15 protein-coding genes are annotated in these 15,878 nt (G+C 64.3%); 8 read left to right on the top strand and 7 right to left on the bottom strand.

The features are described 5' to 3' along the window. The first annotated feature begins 107 nt into the window (after positions 1–107). The 3 genes from P0Y59_07495 (at position 108) to P0Y59_07485 (ending at position 4,250) form a co-directional block, all read left to right on the top strand. Entirely contained in the window at positions 108–2,354 is a 2,247-nt protein-coding gene (locus tag P0Y59_07495) for a DPP IV N-terminal domain-containing protein (GenBank protein WEK01512.1), read from the top strand. A 428-nt stretch (positions 2,355–2,782) separates the two neighbouring features. Next, complete coding sequence (locus P0Y59_07490; GenBank protein WEK02528.1) at positions 2,783–3,811, top strand: aspartate-semialdehyde dehydrogenase; 1,029 nt, start codon at positions 2,783–2,785, stop codon at positions 3,809–3,811. 52 nt (positions 3,812–3,863) lie between these two features. Continuing rightward, positions 3,864–4,250, top strand: coding sequence for a GFA family protein (locus tag P0Y59_07485; GenBank protein ID WEK01511.1), 387 nt, complete (start codon positions 3,864–3,866; stop codon positions 4,248–4,250). A 1-nt stretch (position 4,251) separates the two neighbouring features. Here the strand turns inward: P0Y59_07485 and P0Y59_07480 are convergent, their stop codons facing one another. Genes P0Y59_07480 through P0Y59_07470 form a run of 3 tightly spaced genes read right to left on the bottom strand, consistent with a single transcriptional unit; the run spans position 4,252 to position 7,310 of the window. Beyond that, on the bottom strand, positions 4,252–5,787 hold the full coding sequence (locus P0Y59_07480; protein ID WEK01510.1) for a DHA2 family efflux MFS transporter permease subunit: 1,536 nt from the start codon (positions 5,785–5,787) through the stop codon (positions 4,252–4,254). Continuing rightward, a complete protein-coding gene (locus P0Y59_07475; GenBank protein ID WEK01509.1) occupies positions 5,780–6,871 on the bottom strand; it encodes an HlyD family secretion protein in 1,092 nt (363 codons plus the stop codon). Before P0Y59_07475 ends, P0Y59_07480 begins: the two co-directional genes overlap by 8 nt. After that, positions 6,864–7,310 carry a MarR family transcriptional regulator gene (locus P0Y59_07470; protein WEK01508.1) on the bottom strand — a complete coding sequence of 149 codons (447 nt, stop codon included), beginning with the start codon at positions 7,308–7,310 and terminating at the stop codon, positions 6,864–6,866. Before P0Y59_07470 ends, P0Y59_07475 begins: the two co-directional genes overlap by 8 nt. 84 nt (positions 7,311–7,394) lie before the next feature. On the opposite strand from P0Y59_07470, the gene P0Y59_07465 reads away from it, so the two are divergent. The 3 genes from P0Y59_07465 to P0Y59_07455 are packed head-to-tail and all read left to right on the top strand — an operon-like array spanning position 7,395 to position 10,477. Next, positions 7,395–7,838 (top strand): GFA family protein, encoded by a 444-nt coding sequence (locus P0Y59_07465; GenBank protein WEK01507.1) that lies wholly within the window; start codon positions 7,395–7,397, stop codon positions 7,836–7,838. Further along, positions 7,819–8,580: an alpha/beta fold hydrolase gene (locus P0Y59_07460; protein WEK01506.1), complete on the top strand. Its 762-nt coding sequence runs from the start codon at positions 7,819–7,821 to the stop codon at positions 8,578–8,580. The genes P0Y59_07465 and P0Y59_07460 overlap by 20 nt, the downstream gene beginning before the upstream one ends. A 58-nt stretch (positions 8,581–8,638) precedes the next feature. Further along, on the top strand, positions 8,639–10,477 hold the full coding sequence (locus tag P0Y59_07455) for a M2 family metallopeptidase (protein WEK01505.1): 1,839 nt from the start codon (positions 8,639–8,641) through the stop codon (positions 10,475–10,477). Between the two features lie 139 nt (positions 10,478–10,616). Here P0Y59_07455 and P0Y59_07450 read toward each other — a convergent pair whose 3' ends face one another. The 4 genes from P0Y59_07450 to P0Y59_07435 all read right to left on the bottom strand — a co-directional run bounded on the left by P0Y59_07450 (position 10,617) and on the right by P0Y59_07435 (position 13,484). Then, a complete protein-coding gene (locus tag P0Y59_07450; protein ID WEK01504.1) occupies positions 10,617–10,949 on the bottom strand; it encodes a hypothetical protein in 333 nt (110 codons plus the stop codon). A 152-nt stretch (positions 10,950–11,101) separates the two neighbouring features. Then, a complete protein-coding gene (locus P0Y59_07445; protein ID WEK01503.1) occupies positions 11,102–12,556 on the bottom strand; it encodes an AMP nucleosidase in 1,455 nt (484 codons plus the stop codon). Between the two features lie 110 nt (positions 12,557–12,666). Continuing rightward, a complete protein-coding gene (locus P0Y59_07440) occupies positions 12,667–12,870 on the bottom strand; it encodes a hypothetical protein (GenBank protein WEK01502.1) in 204 nt (67 codons plus the stop codon). A 134-nt stretch (positions 12,871–13,004) separates the two neighbouring features. After that, entirely contained in the window at positions 13,005–13,484 is a 480-nt protein-coding gene (locus tag P0Y59_07435) for a peroxiredoxin (protein WEK01501.1), read from the bottom strand. A 163-nt stretch (positions 13,485–13,647) separates the two neighbouring features. Here P0Y59_07435 and P0Y59_07430 point away from each other — a divergent pair, with 163 nt between their 5' ends. Both P0Y59_07430 and ahcY read left to right on the top strand, forming a co-directional pair. Further along, positions 13,648–14,208 carry a YqgE/AlgH family protein gene (locus P0Y59_07430; protein ID WEK01500.1) on the top strand — a complete coding sequence of 187 codons (561 nt, stop codon included), beginning with the start codon at positions 13,648–13,650 and terminating at the stop codon, positions 14,206–14,208. A gap of 126 nt (positions 14,209–14,334) precedes the next feature. After that, positions 14,335–15,756 carry an adenosylhomocysteinase gene (gene ahcY / locus P0Y59_07425; GenBank protein WEK01499.1) on the top strand — a complete coding sequence of 474 codons (1,422 nt, stop codon included), beginning with the start codon at positions 14,335–14,337 and terminating at the stop codon, positions 15,754–15,756. Positions 15,757–15,878: the final 122 nt, after the last annotated feature.

Here is a 15,878-nt window from a genome sequence, read left to right as displayed (position 1 = left end):
TTCGCTGCGCTGCTCGCTCATCCCTTTACCATTGCCCTACCCCGCAATAAGCGAGGGTATTCGCCCGCATTTGCCGGGCTTTAGCGTAGCGGGACTGGAGATGGACGATGCCGAGAACCTGGCTGCTGGCGGGCGTGATGCTCGCCGCACTGGTGACACCTGTCATGGCCGCTGAGCCGGGCATGGCGCCGGTCGCGGCAGTGAGTGCCGATACGGCGGCGAAGAAACTTACCCTCGATCGCCTGTTCTCCAGCCCGGACCTCGCCGGCGCGCAGCCGCGCGTGCTGAAGCTGTCGCCTGACGGGACGTTGCTCACCTCGCTCAGGCCGAGGCCCGACGAGAAGGACCGGCTCGATCTGTGGGCGCTCGACACCAGGACCGGCAAGGAGCGGATGCTGGTCGATTCACGGAAAGTCGGTAGCGGCGCCGAGCTGTCGGAGGCCGAGAAGATGCAGCGCGAGCGTGCGCGTATCGGCGGTTCGAAAGGCATCGTGAGTTATGGCTGGGCGCCGGACGGCAAGTCGATCCTGGTGCCGCTGGACGGCGACTTGTATCTGGCGACGCTTGACGGCCAGGTCTCGCGGCTGACCAACAGCCCCGATGGCGTGCTGAACCCGGTGGTCAGCCCGAAGGGCGGCTTCGTGAGTTTCGTGCGCGACCAGAATCTGTACGTCCAGCCTCTGGGCGGCAATGGCGAGGCAAGGCAGGTCACGACGACGGGTGCCGGCACCGTCCATTGGGGCGAGGCCGAGTTCGTCGCTCAGGAGGAAATGCACCGCACCACCGGTTATTGGTGGTCGCCGAGCGACGCGCGCATCGCGGTCGAGCGGTTCGACGAGGCACCGGTGGGCATCGTCACGCGCGCGGCGATCGGTGCCGACGGCACCAAGGTGTACAATCAGCGCTATCCCGCCGCCGGCACGCCGAACGTGCTGGCCGAGCTGTATGTGATGAACGCCGACGGCACCGGCCAGGTGAAGGTGGACCTGGGCAGCAACCCCGACATCTATCTCGCCCGCGTCGACTGGACGCCCGATGGCAAGACCTTGCTGGTCCAGCGCGAGAGCCGCGATCAGAAAAGCCTGGACATGCTCAAGGTCGACCCCGCGACGGGCAGGAGCAGCGTGCTCTTCACCGAGAAATCGGGCGAGCGGAGCTGGATCAACCTGTCCGATGCATACCGGCCGATGCGGGATGGCAGCCTGATCTGGCGGTCGGAACGCGATGGCTATGGCCATCTCTATCGCTTTGCCGACGGCAAATGGACTCAGCTCACCAAAGGGGAGTGGGCCGTCGAGGACCTGAACGGGGTGGACGAGGCGAAGGGCCGGATCTTCTTCACCGGCAACAAGGACGGTGCGCTCGAACAGCATCTTTATTCAGTCGATATCGCGCGGCCGAACGTCATCACCCGGCTGACCGAGCCGGGCTGGTGGAACATGGGGAAGATGGACAAGGCGGCGAGCCGGATCATCGTCACGCGCTCAAGCCCGACCCAGCCGCCGCAGACTTATCTGGCCGATACGAGCGGCAAGCGGATCGCCTGGGTCAATGAGAATGCCGTCGTGCCGGGACACCCCTATTACCCCTATCTCGGCAATCACCAGGCCAAGACCTTCGGCAGCTTCAAGGCGGCTGACGGCACGACTTTGTGGTACGAGATGATCACGCCGGCGCTTGAGCCAGGCAGGAAATATCCGGTGTTCTTCGAACATTATGGCGGCCCGAGCAGCCAGCAGGTCACGCGCGCCTGGCAGAATCCGCTGGCGCAATATGTCGTGTCGCGCGGCTATATCTATTTCCGGATCGACAATCGCGGCTCGACCCATCGTGGCAAGGCGTTCGAGGACCATATCTATCGCGCGATGGGCGGCGTCGAGGTCGAGGATCAACTGACCGCGGCAACATGGATCAAGGCCCAGCCTTTCGTCGATCCGGCGAAGGTCGCGATCTATGGCTGGTCCTATGGTGGCTATATGACGTTGAAGATGCTGGAGGCGAATCCGGGTGTCTATGCGGCCGGCATCTCCGGCGCGCCGGTGACCAAGTGGGAATTGTACGACACCCATTATACCGAGCGCTACATGGGCGACCCGAAGAAGGACGCGGCGGCCTATGCCAGATCCGATGCGATCGACGACGCGGCGAAGATCAGGGACCCGTTGCTGCTGATCCACGGCATGGCCGACGACAATGTCGTGCTCGACAATTCGACCGCGTTCGCCGCGAAGATGCAGGCGGAGAATGTGCCGTTCGAAATGATGTTCTATCCCGGCAAGACTCACAGCGCGGGCAAGAGCGTCCATGTCTGGACGACGATCTTCGATTTCCTCGATGAGAAATTGGGAAAATAAGCGAAGGGCTGCGTTGACCGGGGAGGGTCCAAGGGAGAATCCCCGCCCCGGCCAACGAGGACGACAGCGATTATTCGCCAAAGGCACGGAGAGCTTGAGCATCCCGCGACCGCTGTCATCAAGGCTATTCGACTGGCGGCATTAATTGGCGGCCGGAATTTTATTGCAAGGGGAGTCCGAACCATTTTCGCTGCGATCGCGTAAATGGGTTGTATCCTATAGAATGTGGACGGGCATTGGATTGATGTCGGTGGCGTAATGATGTTTCCGCGACGATTGCTTGCCGATGTTGATGGCCGAACGGGAGGGAAATCTCCTGACGGGCAAGAGTGGCTCGTGCCGGGGACACAAAAACTCGCTTCCATTCGCCATCGCTGCGCCTAAATGGCGATGCCCGCCGCATGGGCGCAATTTATGGAAAGATGGATATGGGGTACCGGGTAGTAGTCGCAGGCGCGACGGGGAATGTCGGACGCGAGATGCTCAACATCCTGGCGGAGCGCGAGTTTCCGGCGGACGAGATCGCCGTCGTCGCATCGTCGCGGTCGCAGGGCGATATGGTCGACTATGGCGAAACCGGTAAACAGCTGAAGATTCAAAACATCGAGCATTTCGATCCCACCGGCTGGGACATGGCGCTGTTCGCGATCGGATCCGAAGCGACCAAGATTCATGCGCCCCGCTTCGCCGCGGCCGGCTGCACCGTGATCGACAATTCGTCGCTCTACCGCATGGACCCGGACGTCCCGCTGATCGTGCCGGAGGTGAACCCCGAGGCGATCAACGAGTACACCAAGAAGAACATCATCGCGAACCCGAACTGCTCGACCGCCCAGATGGTCGTCGCGCTGAAGCCGCTGCACGACGTGGCGCGGATCAAGCGTGTCGTCGTCGCGACCTATCAGTCGGTGTCCGGCGCGGGCAAGGCGGGCATGGACGAGCTGTTCGAGCAGAGCCGCAACATCTTCGTCGGCGATCCGGCGGAGCCGAAGAAATTCACCAAGCAGATCGCCTTCAACGTGATCCCGCACATCGACAGCTTCCTGGACGACGGATCGACCAAGGAAGAGTGGAAGATGGTGGTCGAGACCAAGAAGATCCTCGATCCGAAGATCAAGGTCCACGCCACCTGCGTTCGCGTCCCCGTCTTTGTCGGGCATAGCGAGGCGATCAACATCGAGTTCGAGGACGAAATCTCGGCCGAGCAGGCGCAGAAGATCCTGCGCGAGGCGCCGGGCGTGATGCTCGTCGACAAGCGCGAGGACGGCGGATACGTCACGCCGATCGAGTGCGTCGGCGAATATGCGACCTATATCAGCCGAGTCCGCGAGGACCCGACGGTAGAGAACGGCCTGGCGCTGTGGTGCGTTTCCGACAATCTGCGGAAGGGCGCGGCGCTGAACGCGGTGCAGATCGCCGAACTGCTCGGACGGCGGCACCTGCAAAAGGCGGCGTGAGGCAATGATCGAGGGCGGCTGCCGCTGTGGCGCGTGTCGGTACACGCTCGCCATGGAGCAACTGCCCCCGGTCTATTGCTGCCACTGCCTCGATTGCCAGACCTGGTCGGGCAGCGCCTTCACCGAGCAGGGCGTGGTGCGCGAGGATTCGATCGCCGCGAGCGGGCCGATCGTAGACTATCGCTTCACCAGCCCGAGCGGATCGCAATCGCACCAGCGTCTCTGCGGAACCTGTCATACGCGCCTGTGGAACACCAATAGCGCGCGGCCCGGCATCGCCGTGGTGCGGGCCGGGACGCTCGACGCGAGCCATATGATCGAGCCACGGCTGCATATCTGGACCAGCCGCAAACAGCCCTGGCTGGTCCTGCCCGAGGGAATCCCGGTCTTCGGCGAGAATGCGCCGCCGGCCGAGTTCGCCGCGATCCTGATGCGCTGAGCTATTCAGCGACGACGGCTTCGACCTTGCCCTTGGGTTTCCTGAGCAGCAGCACCAGCGGCACGACGAGGATCGAGATCCACGCCATCAGGTAGAAATCGTCGATATAGGCGATCATCGCGGCCTGCTTGTTGATCATGCCGTCGGCGAAGCCGAACACGCTGTCCGACAGGGAGCCGAACCGGTCGATCGAGCTGAGATCGATCGCCGGGATCGTCTGCGAGGTCACATGGCTGGCGAGATCGGCATGGCTGGTCTGGATGTTGCGCGCCAGCAGCACCGTGACCATCGAGATGCCGGCCGACTGGCCGATGCTGCGCATCAGGTTGAGCAAGCTGGCGCCGTCAGTACGATAATGATGGCTGAGCGTCGCGAAGGCGAGCGAGTTCAGCGGCATGAACACCAGGCCCATGCCGAGCCCCTGCACGAAGCCGCTGGTGATCACCGGCCAGAAATCCATCTCCAGCGTCCAGGCCGCCATCTGGCGGAGCGAGAAAGCGAAGATGATCAGCCCGACGGTGATCAGGATTCGGGTGTCGATCTTGCCCATCATCCGCCCGGCGAACCACATGGTCATGAGCACGCCAACGCCGCGCGGCGCCATCATCAGTCCGGTATCGACCACCGGATAGCCGAACAATTGCTGAAGCATCGGCGGCAGCAGGGCCATGGGCGCCATGGTCGAGATGCCGATCACGATCATGAAGATCATGCCCATCACCAGGTTGCGGTTGGTGAACAGGACGCGTTCGAACAGCGGCTTCTCCGCGGTCGCGAGATGGACGACGCCCATCCACAGCGCCGCCGCGGCGATCATCGCCTCGATGATGATCTCCCAGCTCGAGAACCAGTCTTCCTGCTGGCCGCGGTCCAGCATGAGCTGGAAGCTGGCGACCGCGATGGAGATCATCGCGAAGCCGGTGAGGTCGAAGGACCGCGTGCGCCTCGGCCGGGAGGGCAGCAGGAACCACAGGATGGCAAAGGTGAGGGCGCCGACCGGCACGTTGACGTAGAATACCCAGCGCCAGTTGTAGCTTTCGGTCAGCCAGCCGCCGATCACCGGGCCCATGATCGGCCCCACCATCACGCCCATGCCCCAGACCGACATGGCCTTGGCGGCGTCTTCCGGACGGTTGATGTCGAGCATCGCGGTTTGTGACAACGGGCCGATAAAGGCAGCGGTCACGCCCTGGAAGATACGGAAAGCGACCATCTCCTCCAGGCTGACGGCGGTGCCGCAGAGCATCGACGCGATGATGAAGCCGCCCACCGCGAACAGGAAGAGATTGCGCGAGCCGAACCGGTCGGCGAGCCAGCCGGTCGCCGGGATCGCGATCGCCGAGGCAACGATATAGCTGGTCAGCACCCAGGTGACCGTGTCCATCGTCGCGCCGAGGCTGGTCTGCATGTGTGGCAGCGCGACGTTGGCAATGGTGGTGTCGAGGATCTGCATGATCATCGCCCCCATGATGCCGATGGTCAGCAGGCCCCGGTTCTTGACCGGCAGCGACGCCTGGCCGGGAACCGGATCAGGCACAACGATTCTTCGTGTCGATCGAGATGTTGGTGCTGAGGCCAGCGATCATCGGGCGCGCGGGCGTGCCGTCGATCGCGATGCGGACGGGCACGCGCTGCGTGACCTTCACCCAGTTGCCGTTGGCGTTCTGCGCCGGCAGGACCGAGAATTCGGAGCCGGTGCCGGCGCCGATGCTGGCGACATGGCCCTTCACCTTGAGGCCCGGATAGGCGTCGAGCGTGATCTCCGTACACTGGCCGACAGCCATATGGTTGAGATCGGTCTCCTTGAAGTTCGCCTCGACCCATGCGGCATGGCTTGCGACGAGGCTCAGCACTGGCACGCCGCTCGGCATGATATTGCCGACCTGGAGACGGCTCGTCTGGCTGACCACGCCGTCCTCCGGCGCGTAGACGGTGGTGCGCGACAGCTCCAGCGCTGCCTTGGCGCGTTGCGCCATCGCCGCCTGGATCGCGGCGGGAAGACCCGAGGCGCCGCCGCCGCTGCCGACCTGGTTGCGCGCCTTGGCGGCGCTCGCCTCCGCCGTGGCGAGGCGGGCCCTGGCCGCGGACACCTGCTGCGCGGCTGCGTCGAAGCTGGCGCGGGTGGTGAAGCCCTGCTTCATCAGCGCTGCCTGCCGGTCATAGGTCGCCTGGGCGAGCTTGATATCGGCATTGGCGCTCTGGATGTCGGCATTGGCGCTGCCGGTGTCGGTCGCCAGCGTGTCGACCTGAACGCGCGCGGCGGCGAGCGCCGCGTCGGCCTGGGCCAGGGCGATGCGGAAGGGCTCGGGATCGATGCGGAACAGGACATCGCCAGCCTTGATCCGCTGGTTCTCGCGGACATTGACCGCGACGATACGGCCGGTGACGTCGGGACTGACCGAAACCATATCCTGCTGGACATAAGCATTGTCGGTCGAGACATAGCGGCCCGAGGTCAGCCAGAAATAACCACCCAGCGCGACCAGCAGCAGGGGCACGCTGAGCATCAGGACGATACGGCCCCAGGAGCGCTTCTTCGCGGGCGGCGCGATAACCTCCTCGATCGGATTGATGGCGATCGTCTCGACCTTGCGGTCGATCTTGGGGTCTGCATCAGCCATGGTTGGCCTCGTCGCTTTCGGTAGGGGTGGTGAGATTGGTGCGGATGGTGTTGAGCGAGGCCATCAGCTGGTTGCGCTGCGCTTCGTCCAGACCATAGAGCGCGTTGTCGACCATGGCCTCGGCGAGGCCGCGGAGCTGCTCCAGGATGGGCAGCGCCTTGGGCGTCAGGAAGATCTGCCAGGCGCGGCGATCGGCCGGATCGCGGCGGCGCTCTACCAGACTGGCTTCCTCAAGGCGGTCGATCATGCGGCAGAGCGTGATCGGCTCGACTTCGAGCAGATCGGCCAGGCCGCCCTGGTTGATCCCTTCATGCCGCTTGAGCGTGGTGAGCGTTCGCCACTGAGTCCGAGTTACGCCGATAAGACGCGCACGTTCATCGAAACGGCGGCGCATCAGGCGCGAAACATCGCTAATCATGAAGCCGACCGAGTCACTCATGGGCGCGCATATAATAAGCATGCTCATATAATCCTAGCCCAAGCGGGGTGATTATTTTGCATTGCAACATCCAGGAGGTGGGAAATGCGGGAGGCAATGACCGGTGGATGCCAGTGCGGGCGGGTTCGATACCGGGTCCTGATCGATGATCGCGACGCCTATCTCTGTCATTGCCGGATGTGCCAGCGCGCCACGGGCGGGGTGTCGATCGCCTTCAAATATGCGCGCAAGGCAGACGTGACGTGGGAACCTGCGCCCGAGCGCTACGCCTCTTCGCCGATCGCGGTACGCGGCTTCTGCGCCGCGTGCGGGACGCCGCTGACCTATGAAGCGCATGACAGCGAATATCTGGATCTGACGGTCGGCAGCTTCGACGATCCGTCCGGCTTTCGCCCGACCCAGCATTCGGGCGCGGAGAGTTGGCACGAAGCGTGGCTTGACACGACCGGCCTGCCCGCCGAACGGACTGACCAGAACCACCGCCTTGTGCAACGCTGGATGGACGCCATTGGCAAACTCCCCGATTGAGCCCGACTATTTCGAAAGCTTCGACGGCGCGCGGATCGCGTGGCGGGAGATGGGAGAGGGGCGGCCGGTCGTGCTGCTCCACGGCTTCTTCTCGGACGCGTTCACCAACTGGATCCGCTACGGCCATGCGGAGAAGATCGCCACCAGGGGTTTCCGGGTGATCATGCCCGACCTGCGCGCGCACGGATCGAGCGCGAAGCCGCACGATGCGGCGAGCTATCCGCCGGATGTGCTGGCGCAGGACCAGTTCGCGCTGATCGCGCATCTTGGTCTCACTGACTATGATCTCGGCGGCTATTCGCTCGGCGCGCGTACCACGGTGCGGATGCTGATGAAGGGCGCGGCGCCCGGGAAGGTCGTGCTGTCGGGAATGGGTCTGTCCGGCCTGGTCGGCACCGCGCGGCGCGGCGACCATTTCCGGCATATCCTGACCAACCTCGACAAGCACGAACGCGGCACGCCGGCCTGGCTGGCCGAGGCGTTCCTGAAGACGACCAAGGGCGACCCGGTCGCGCTGCTCAGGATCATCGACACCTTCGTCAATACTGATCAGGCCGATGTCGTGGCGATCGGGGAGCCGGTGCTCGTCCTGACGGGCGACGAGGACAATGACAATGGATCGGCGGCGGAACTGGCGGCGGTGTTGCCCAATGCCATTTTGCGGACGACTCCGGGTGGCCATATGAGCGCGGTGACAAAGCCCGAGCTCGGGCAGGAGATCGCCGACTTCCTCGCCGCTTGACCGCGACGCGGGGGCGGCACAATTTGCCGCATCACCCGATATATCGAGGACTCGCCGCATGATCCGTTCCGGAATTTCGACCCTTGCCCTGATCCTGTCGCTCGCCGCGACGCCGACGCTCGCCCAGAGCCCGAAAAAAACCGCCGCTGCCCAGTCGAAAGTCACCGCGGCCGATGCCGATGCTTTTGTCGAGCGGACGGAGAAGGCGCTTGCCGACTTCTCCGTGACGGCGAACCAGGTCGGCTGGGTCAACGCGACCTATATCACCGACGATACCGACGCGATCGCTGCGCGCGCCAACGCGCAGCAGACCGAATTGCAGGTCAACGCCGCGCTTGAGGCAGCGAAATACGACAAGGTCGCGAGCCTTTCTCCGGATACGCGGCGCAAGCTCGACCTGCTGCGCAACGCGATCACCCTTCCGGCGCCGACACGCGCCGGCGCGGCCGACACGCTGTCGACGCTGGTGACCCGCATGTCGTCTGGCTATGGCAAGGGCAGGGGAACGCTCGACGGCAAGCCGATCAACGGCAGCGACATCGAGGCCGCGATGGGCACCGAGCGCGACCCGGCCAAGCTCAAGGAGATGTGGGTCAGCTGGCACGACAATGTCGGCGCGCCGATGCGCGGCGATTATGAGCGGATGGTCTCGATTGCGAACGAGGGTGCTCAGGGGCTTGGCTACAAGGATACGGGCGCGCTGTGGCGTTCGGGCTACGACATGGATCCGGCGGCTTTCGCCGGGATGACCGACACGCTGTGGAAGCAGGTGGAGCCGCTCTACCAGTCGCTCCACACCTATGTCCGCTGGAAGCTCAACGAGAAATATGGCGATGCCGTCCAGTCGAAGACCGGGCCGATCCGCGCCGACCTGCTTGGCAATATGTGGGCGCAGGAATGGGGCAACATCTATGATCTCGTCGCGCCCAAGGGGGCCGGCGATCTCGGCTTCGACACGGGCGAGTTGCTCAAGGAAAAGGGCTATGACCCGCTGAAGATGGTGAAGACCGGCGAGGGATTCTATTCCTCGCTCGGCTTTGCGCCGCTGCCAGAGACTTTCTGGGCGCGGTCGCAGATCACCAAGCCGGCCGACCGCGAGGTGATCTGCCACGCGTCGGCATGGGATATCGACAACAAGGACGATATCCGCATCAAGATGTGCACCAAGGTGAATGGCGACGATTTCGTCACCATCCATCACGAGCTTGGGCATAATTATTACCAGCGCGCCTATAACAAGCAGCCCTTTCTCTACCTGAACGGTGCGAATGACGGCTTCCACGAGGCGATCGGCGATTTCGTCGCGCTGTCGATCACGCCCGATTATCTCGTCAAGATCGGCCTGCTCGATCAGGCGAAGGTGCCGAGCGCCGACAAGGATATCGGCCTGTTGCTGAAGCAGGCGATGGACAAGGTGGCGTTCCTGCCGTTCGGCCTGCTGATCGACAAATGGCGCTGGGGCGTGTTCTCCGGATCGATCAAGCCGGAAGGATATGAGGCGTCCTGGAACGCCTTGCGGTTGCAGTATCAGGGCATCGTGCCGCCGGTGGCGCGCGACGAGACGAAGTTCGATCCGGGCGCGAAATACCATGTGCCGGCAAGCGTCCCGTACACCCGCTATTTCCTCGCGCGGGTGCTGCAGTTCCAGTTCTACAAGGCGGCGTGCGACCAATCCGGCTGGAAGGGGCCGCTCCACCGCTGTTCCTTCTATGGCAACAAGGAAGTCGGCGCGAAGCTCGACGCGATGCTGAAGCTCGGCCAGTCCAAGCCATGGCCGGACGCGCTTGAAGCATTCACCGGATCGCGCGAGATGTCGGGCCAGGCGATGGTCGAATATTTCGCGCCGCTCAAGGCATGGCTCGACGAGCAGAACAAGGGCAAGCCGACGGGCTGGTGATTTGATGGGCTTTTTCCCTCTCCCGGCGTGAGAGGGAAGAGCGTCGCGACCGAAGGGTGAGGGTGATGGCTGTAATCATCCTCACCCTGGTCGCCTTCATTCGGCGCTTCGGGCCATTTTCTCCCGGAGGAAGAAGGGTTCAGGCGCGAGTGCGGGTAGGAATCGTTCCTTCGTCAGCGATCCCAGCCTCGAACGAAGCCGAGGAATCCGTGCCGTCCGCCTGATGCGCGCCGTCACGGTGCAGCAGCGTGTCGAAGTCGACCGGGAGCCTGTCGCGGAACGCGTAGAGCGCGGCGGTGGCGGCCGCGCCGACCGCCGCGACGCCGCCGACGATCGCAGCGGTACCCCAGCGCGATGTCGACTTGCCGGTGAACGTGCCGTTCTTCGCGCGTACCGGTGCCTTGCGCGCGGCAGGCTTGCGAGCGGCCGCGGGCTTGCGGGGGGCGGTCGGCTTCTTTGCGGCGGTGGCCATCACATGCTCCTCAGGAAATAGTGAGCAGCCGTAACGCACGAAACGCGCAGGGTTTCCTCGGGCCGTTCGACATCCGGCCCATCCCGGCCTGCAAAGCGCGATTTCCTCCGCGTCGGTGCTCACATACCCGAATAGGCGGCGCCCCGCCCGGTTTACCGGAAGGGCGGCTCGTTGAAGGCGCGCAGCTTGCGCGAATGAAGCTTGGCGCCTTCGCGCCGTAGTTCCTCGCATGCCTCGATGCCGATGCGCATATGCTCGCTGATCGCTCGTTCGTAGAAGCGATTGGCCTGGCCCGGCAGCTTGAGCTCGCCATGGAGCGGCTTGTCGGACACGCAGAGCAGGGTGCCGTAGGGTACGCGGAAGCGATAGCCCTGCGCGGCGATGGTGGCCGATTCCATGTCGATGCCGACCGCGCGCGACAGCGAGAAGCGCAGCGCCGACCGGGAATAGCGCAATTCCCAGTTGCGATCGTCGGTCGTGACGATCGTGCCGGTGCGAAGGCGGCGTTTCAGTTCTTCCCCCGACTGGCCGGAGACCGTTTCGGCGGCGCGGGCGAGCGCGAGCTGGACTTCGGCGATGGCCGGGACCGGGATTTCCGGCGGCAGGACGTCGTCGAGCACATGATCGTCGCGCAGATAGGCATGGGCCAGCACATAGTCGCCGATGCGCTGGCTCGGGCGCAGGCCGCCGCAATGGCCGATCATCATCCACGCCTCGGGCCGGACGACCGCGAGGTGATCAGTGATCGTCTTCGCGTTGGACGGGCCGACGCCGATATTGACCAGGGTGATGCCGGTGCGATCGTCAGCCATCAGATGATAGGCCGGCATCTGGTGGCGGCGCCAGGCGCTGCTGTCAGCCAGCATCGCCTCGACATCGTCGCCGGCGCGCATCAGCGTGCCGCCCGCGCCCGAGACACCGGTGAAGCGGCTCGGCTTCCCATTCTCGTCGGGCCCGAGCTGCGCGCAGGCCCAGCGGACGAATTCGTCGACATAACGGTGATAGTTGGTGAACAGCACGTAGCGCTGGACATGCTCCGGCGGGGTGCCGGTATAGTGTCGCAGACGCGCGAGCGAGAAATCGGTGCGCAGTCCGTCGAACAGAGCGAGCGGGCGGGTGCCGTCCGCATCGACGTAGAGGCCGTCGGCGATCTCGTCGCCGATATAGGCGAGCTCCGTGGCCGGGAAATGGCGCGCGAGATCGAGCGCCGAAACCTCGTCCAGGCTCATCGCGTGGCCGGCGTCGAGGACGTAGGGGAAGGGTATCTCCTGCCGGCCGGGCACTGCCTCGACCACGACGTCATAGTCCTCGATCAGCAGGGTAAGCTGCTCGGTCAGATAGTCGGCGAAGATCGCCGGCTTGGTGACGCTGATGCGATATTCGCCAGGCGTGACCAGGCGGCCGAAGGAGCGGAGCGGGGTGGGGCGATCCTCGCCGCCGTGATAGCGCAGCCGGATTTCGGGATAGGCGAAGCTGCCGTCGTGGCGCGCATCGGGTGAGGGGACAGCGCCGTCAGTGAGATAGGCGGTAAGGGCCGCTTGCAGCCGCTCGACCGATGCACGGTAGAGCGTATCGAGCTGGGCGACGATATCGGAAGCAGTCGTCATCCTCCGTGGCTAAAGCACGCGCATGACTCTGGCAAGTCAGCGGCAGACCGGCCGCAATCGCGGAGAAGAAACAGGGCGCCGCGGGGGCGCCCTGCCTGAAAATGTCAGGATCAGTCGTCGTCGCGCAGCTTGCTGATGCCATAGGCGGCACCAGCGACGGCGGCGGTGGCGCCCGCCGCGATAGCGGCTGCCGCCGCAGGGTGTTCCTTTACAGCCTCGACGGTCGACTCGACCGCGGATTCGATGGCGTTCTGGGCGCGTTCGAAGAAGGATTTCTCCTCAGCTGCGGTGCGCGTGCTGGTTTCGTCGGTCATGGCATGCCTCCTCTGTCGTTGGCTGGGGTCGATCGCTGGCCAGGGGAACGCCGGGGAGAAACCGCGAGTTCCCGGCGGGGAGACGGATCGTTGCCCGTCCGCGCCCCGCCGAGTTGCGACCCGAGTCTCGTACCTCAGAGTTCGTTTAGCATGTGCTCCGCCGAGGAGACATTGAATTCACCCGGCGCCTCGACGTTGAGCTGCTCGACGACGCCGTCATTGACGACCATCGAGTAACGCTGACCACGCTTGCCGAGGCCGAACTTGGAGCCGTCCATGGTCAGGCCGACCGCTTCGGCAAAGGTGCCGTTGCCGTCGGCGAGCATGGTCACCGCATCGGCGTCGTTCGCCTTGCTCCAGGCGCCCATCACGAACGGATCGTTGACGGCGGTGCAGGCGATCTCGTCGATGCCCTTGGCCTTCAGGTCCTCGGCCTTGTCGAGATAGCCGGGCAGGTGCTTCGCCGAGCAGGTCGGCGTGAAGGCGCCGGGTACCGAGAACAGCGCGACCTTGCGGCCTGCGAAATAATCGTCCGAGCTGATCTGCTCCGGGCCGCTGGCTGTCGCCTTGACGAGAGTGGTGCTGGGCAGCCGATCGCCGACGCTGATGGTCATGTTGGAATCCTCCTGGAGCCGCCTGGGGCGCGCATTAGTTGTCGTAGATGCCGCGGACTGCGGCCTGATCGATCGCGGCGAAGCCGCGATTGCGCTTACCTCGTGCAGACGGGGGCGGATTTCAAGCGTGGCGAGCGCCGATGGCTGGGTTATGATGCGGCTGATGGACAAAGCGACGAATCTTACGGGTCAGCTCCTGCTCGCGATGCCCGGCATCGGCGATCCGCGCTTCGAACGCGCGGTGATCGCCATCTGTGCGCATGATCCTAAGGGTGCGATCGGGATCGGGATTGGCCAGACGATTCGCGGGCTCGGCCTGCACGAGGTGCTGGCGCAATTCGGCATCGAGCCGGGCGTCGCGCCGAATGCGCCTGTCCATTCGGGCGGGCCGGTCGAACAGCGCCGCGGCTTCGTGCTGCATTCCGGCGACTGGAGCGGCCTGGACACGATAGACGTCGCCGGGCGCTGGGCCCTGTCGGGCACGATCGACGCGCTGAAGGCGATCGCGGACGGATCCGGGCCGAGCCGGTGGCTGGTCGCGCTTGGCTATGCCGGCTGGGGCGAGGGGCAGCTCGACGAAGAACTGACCCGACACGGCTGGTTCAACGTGACGGGAAATATCGAGCTGCTCTACGATACCGATGCGGCGATGCGCTGGGAGCTGGGCTTCGCCGAGGCGGGGATCGACCCGCGCCTCTTGGCGAACAGCACCGGGACGGCCTGATCCCGCGGTCAATCGCGCGCGCCGTGACTCAATTGCGACTCAACATATAAAGACATCTTTATATTTGATTTGGCGGCGCTCCGGCCCTATGTGGCGCGCATCCATTCGCCTATCCGGAGACACTACGTGGCCACCGCACTCGCCGACCGCGCTCAAGACTATGTCATCGCAGACATCGGCCTCGCCGATTTCGGCCGCAAGGAAATCAACATCGCCGAGACCGAGATGCCCGGCCTCATGTCGCTCCGCGAGGAGTTCGGCGCGTCGCAGCCGCTGAAGGGCGCGCGCATCACCGGATCGCTGCACATGACGATCCAGACCGCGGTGTTGATCGAGACGCTGACCGCGCTCGGCGCCGATGTCCGCTGGGCGACCTGCAACATCTTCTCGACCCAGGACCATGCCGCCGCCGCGATCGCCGCGACCGGCGTGCCGGTGTTCGCCGTGAAGGGCGAGAGCCTGGCCGATTATTGGGACTATGTCGGCGACATCTTCAACTGGGGCGCCGACACTGACGGCACCACCGCCAACATCATCCTCGATGACGGCGGCGACGCGACCATGTTCGCGCTGTGGGGCGCCAAGATCGAGGCTGGCCACACCCTGGGCGAGCCGGAGAATGAAGAGGAAGTCGAGTTCCAGCGCGCGCTGAAGGCGTTCCTCGCCAAGTATCCGGGCTATCTGACCGAGACGGTCAAGAACCTGAAGGGCGTTTCGGAAGAGACGACCACTGGCGTTCACCGCCTGTACGAGATCGCCAAGAAGGGCGAACTGCCGTTCCCGGCGATCAACGTAAACGACAGCGTGACCAAGTCGAAGTTCGACAACCTCTACGGCTGCAAGGAATCGCTGGTCGACGCGATCCGTCGTGCCACCGACGTGATGCTGGCCGGCAAGGTCGCGACCGTCGCCGGCTTCGGTGACGTCGGCAAGGGCTCGGCCCAGTCGCTCCGCAACGGCGGCGCGCGCGTTCTCGTGACCGAAGTCGATCCGATCTGCGCGCTGCAGGCGGCGATGGAGGGCTTCGAGGTCGTGACGATGGAGGAAGCGGTGACGCGTTCCGACATCTTCGTGACGGCGACCGGCAATGCCGACGTCATCACCGCCGATCACATGAAGGCGATGAAGCCGATGTCGATCGTGTGCAACATCGGGCACTTCGACAGCGAGATCCAGATCGCCGCGCTGAGCAATTATGACTGGACCGAAGTGAAGCCGGGCACCGACCTGGTGAAATTCCCGGACGGCAAGCAGATCATCGTGCTCGCCAAGGGCCGCCTGGTGAATCTGGGCTGCGCGACCGGCCACCCGTCCTTCGTGATGTCGTCGTCCTTCACCAACCAGACGCTCGCTCAGATCGAGCTGTGGACGGCCGGCGAGAAGTACAAGAACGACGTCTATGTCCTGCCGAAGCATCTCGACGAGAAGGTCGCGGCGCTTCACCTGGAGAAGCTTGGCGTGAAGCTGTCCAAGCTGACCGAGAAGCAGGCAAGCTATATCGGCGTGCCGGTTGAGGGTCCGTTCAAGCCGGACCATTATCGTTACTGATCGTTGATCGAAAAACCATGTCCAGCCGGCCGTCGCGACCAACGTCGCGGCGGCCGGTGCCGTTAAGGCTTCCCGCGAGGCGCAGGACTGGCTTATGGATCGGGCATGAGTGACGGGATGGC

The sequence above is a fragment of the Candidatus Sphingomonas phytovorans genome, from assembly GCA_029202385.1.
Classification (GTDB): domain Bacteria; phylum Pseudomonadota; class Alphaproteobacteria; order Sphingomonadales; family Sphingomonadaceae; genus Sphingomonas; species Sphingomonas phytovorans.
This window is presented reverse-complemented; position numbering and strand designations above follow the sequence as displayed.

What these genes read in the sequence shown, in the direction of transcription:
- P0Y59_07495 (WEK01512.1), top strand. Translation starts at nt 108, where the DNA reads ATGCCGAGAACCTGGCTGCTGGCGGGCGTGATGCTCGCCGCACTGGTG.
- P0Y59_07490 (WEK02528.1), top strand. Translation starts at nt 2,783, where the DNA reads ATGGGGTACCGGGTAGTAGTCGCAGGCGCGACGGGGAATGTCGGACGC.
- P0Y59_07485 (WEK01511.1), top strand. Translation starts at nt 3,864, where the DNA reads ATGGAGCAACTGCCCCCGGTCTATTGCTGCCACTGCCTCGATTGCCAG.
- P0Y59_07475 (WEK01509.1), bottom strand. Translation starts at nt 6,871, where the DNA reads ATGGCTGATGCAGACCCCAAGATCGACCGCAAGGTCGAGACGATCGCC.
- P0Y59_07470 (WEK01508.1), bottom strand. Translation starts at nt 7,310, where the DNA reads ATGAGTGACTCGGTCGGCTTCATGATTAGCGATGTTTCGCGCCTGATG.
- P0Y59_07465 (WEK01507.1), top strand. Translation starts at nt 7,395, where the DNA reads ATGCGGGAGGCAATGACCGGTGGATGCCAGTGCGGGCGGGTTCGATAC.
- P0Y59_07455 (WEK01505.1), top strand. Translation starts at nt 8,639, where the DNA reads ATGATCCGTTCCGGAATTTCGACCCTTGCCCTGATCCTGTCGCTCGCC.
- P0Y59_07450 (WEK01504.1), bottom strand. Translation starts at nt 10,949, where the DNA reads ATGGCCACCGCCGCAAAGAAGCCGACCGCCCCCCGCAAGCCCGCGGCC.
- P0Y59_07445 (WEK01503.1), bottom strand. Translation starts at nt 12,556, where the DNA reads ATGACGACTGCTTCCGATATCGTCGCCCAGCTCGATACGCTCTACCGT.
- P0Y59_07440 (WEK01502.1), bottom strand. Translation starts at nt 12,870, where the DNA reads ATGACCGACGAAACCAGCACGCGCACCGCAGCTGAGGAGAAATCCTTC.
- P0Y59_07435 (WEK01501.1), bottom strand. Translation starts at nt 13,484, where the DNA reads ATGACCATCAGCGTCGGCGATCGGCTGCCCAGCACCACTCTCGTCAAG.
- P0Y59_07430 (WEK01500.1), top strand. Translation starts at nt 13,648, where the DNA reads ATGGACAAAGCGACGAATCTTACGGGTCAGCTCCTGCTCGCGATGCCC.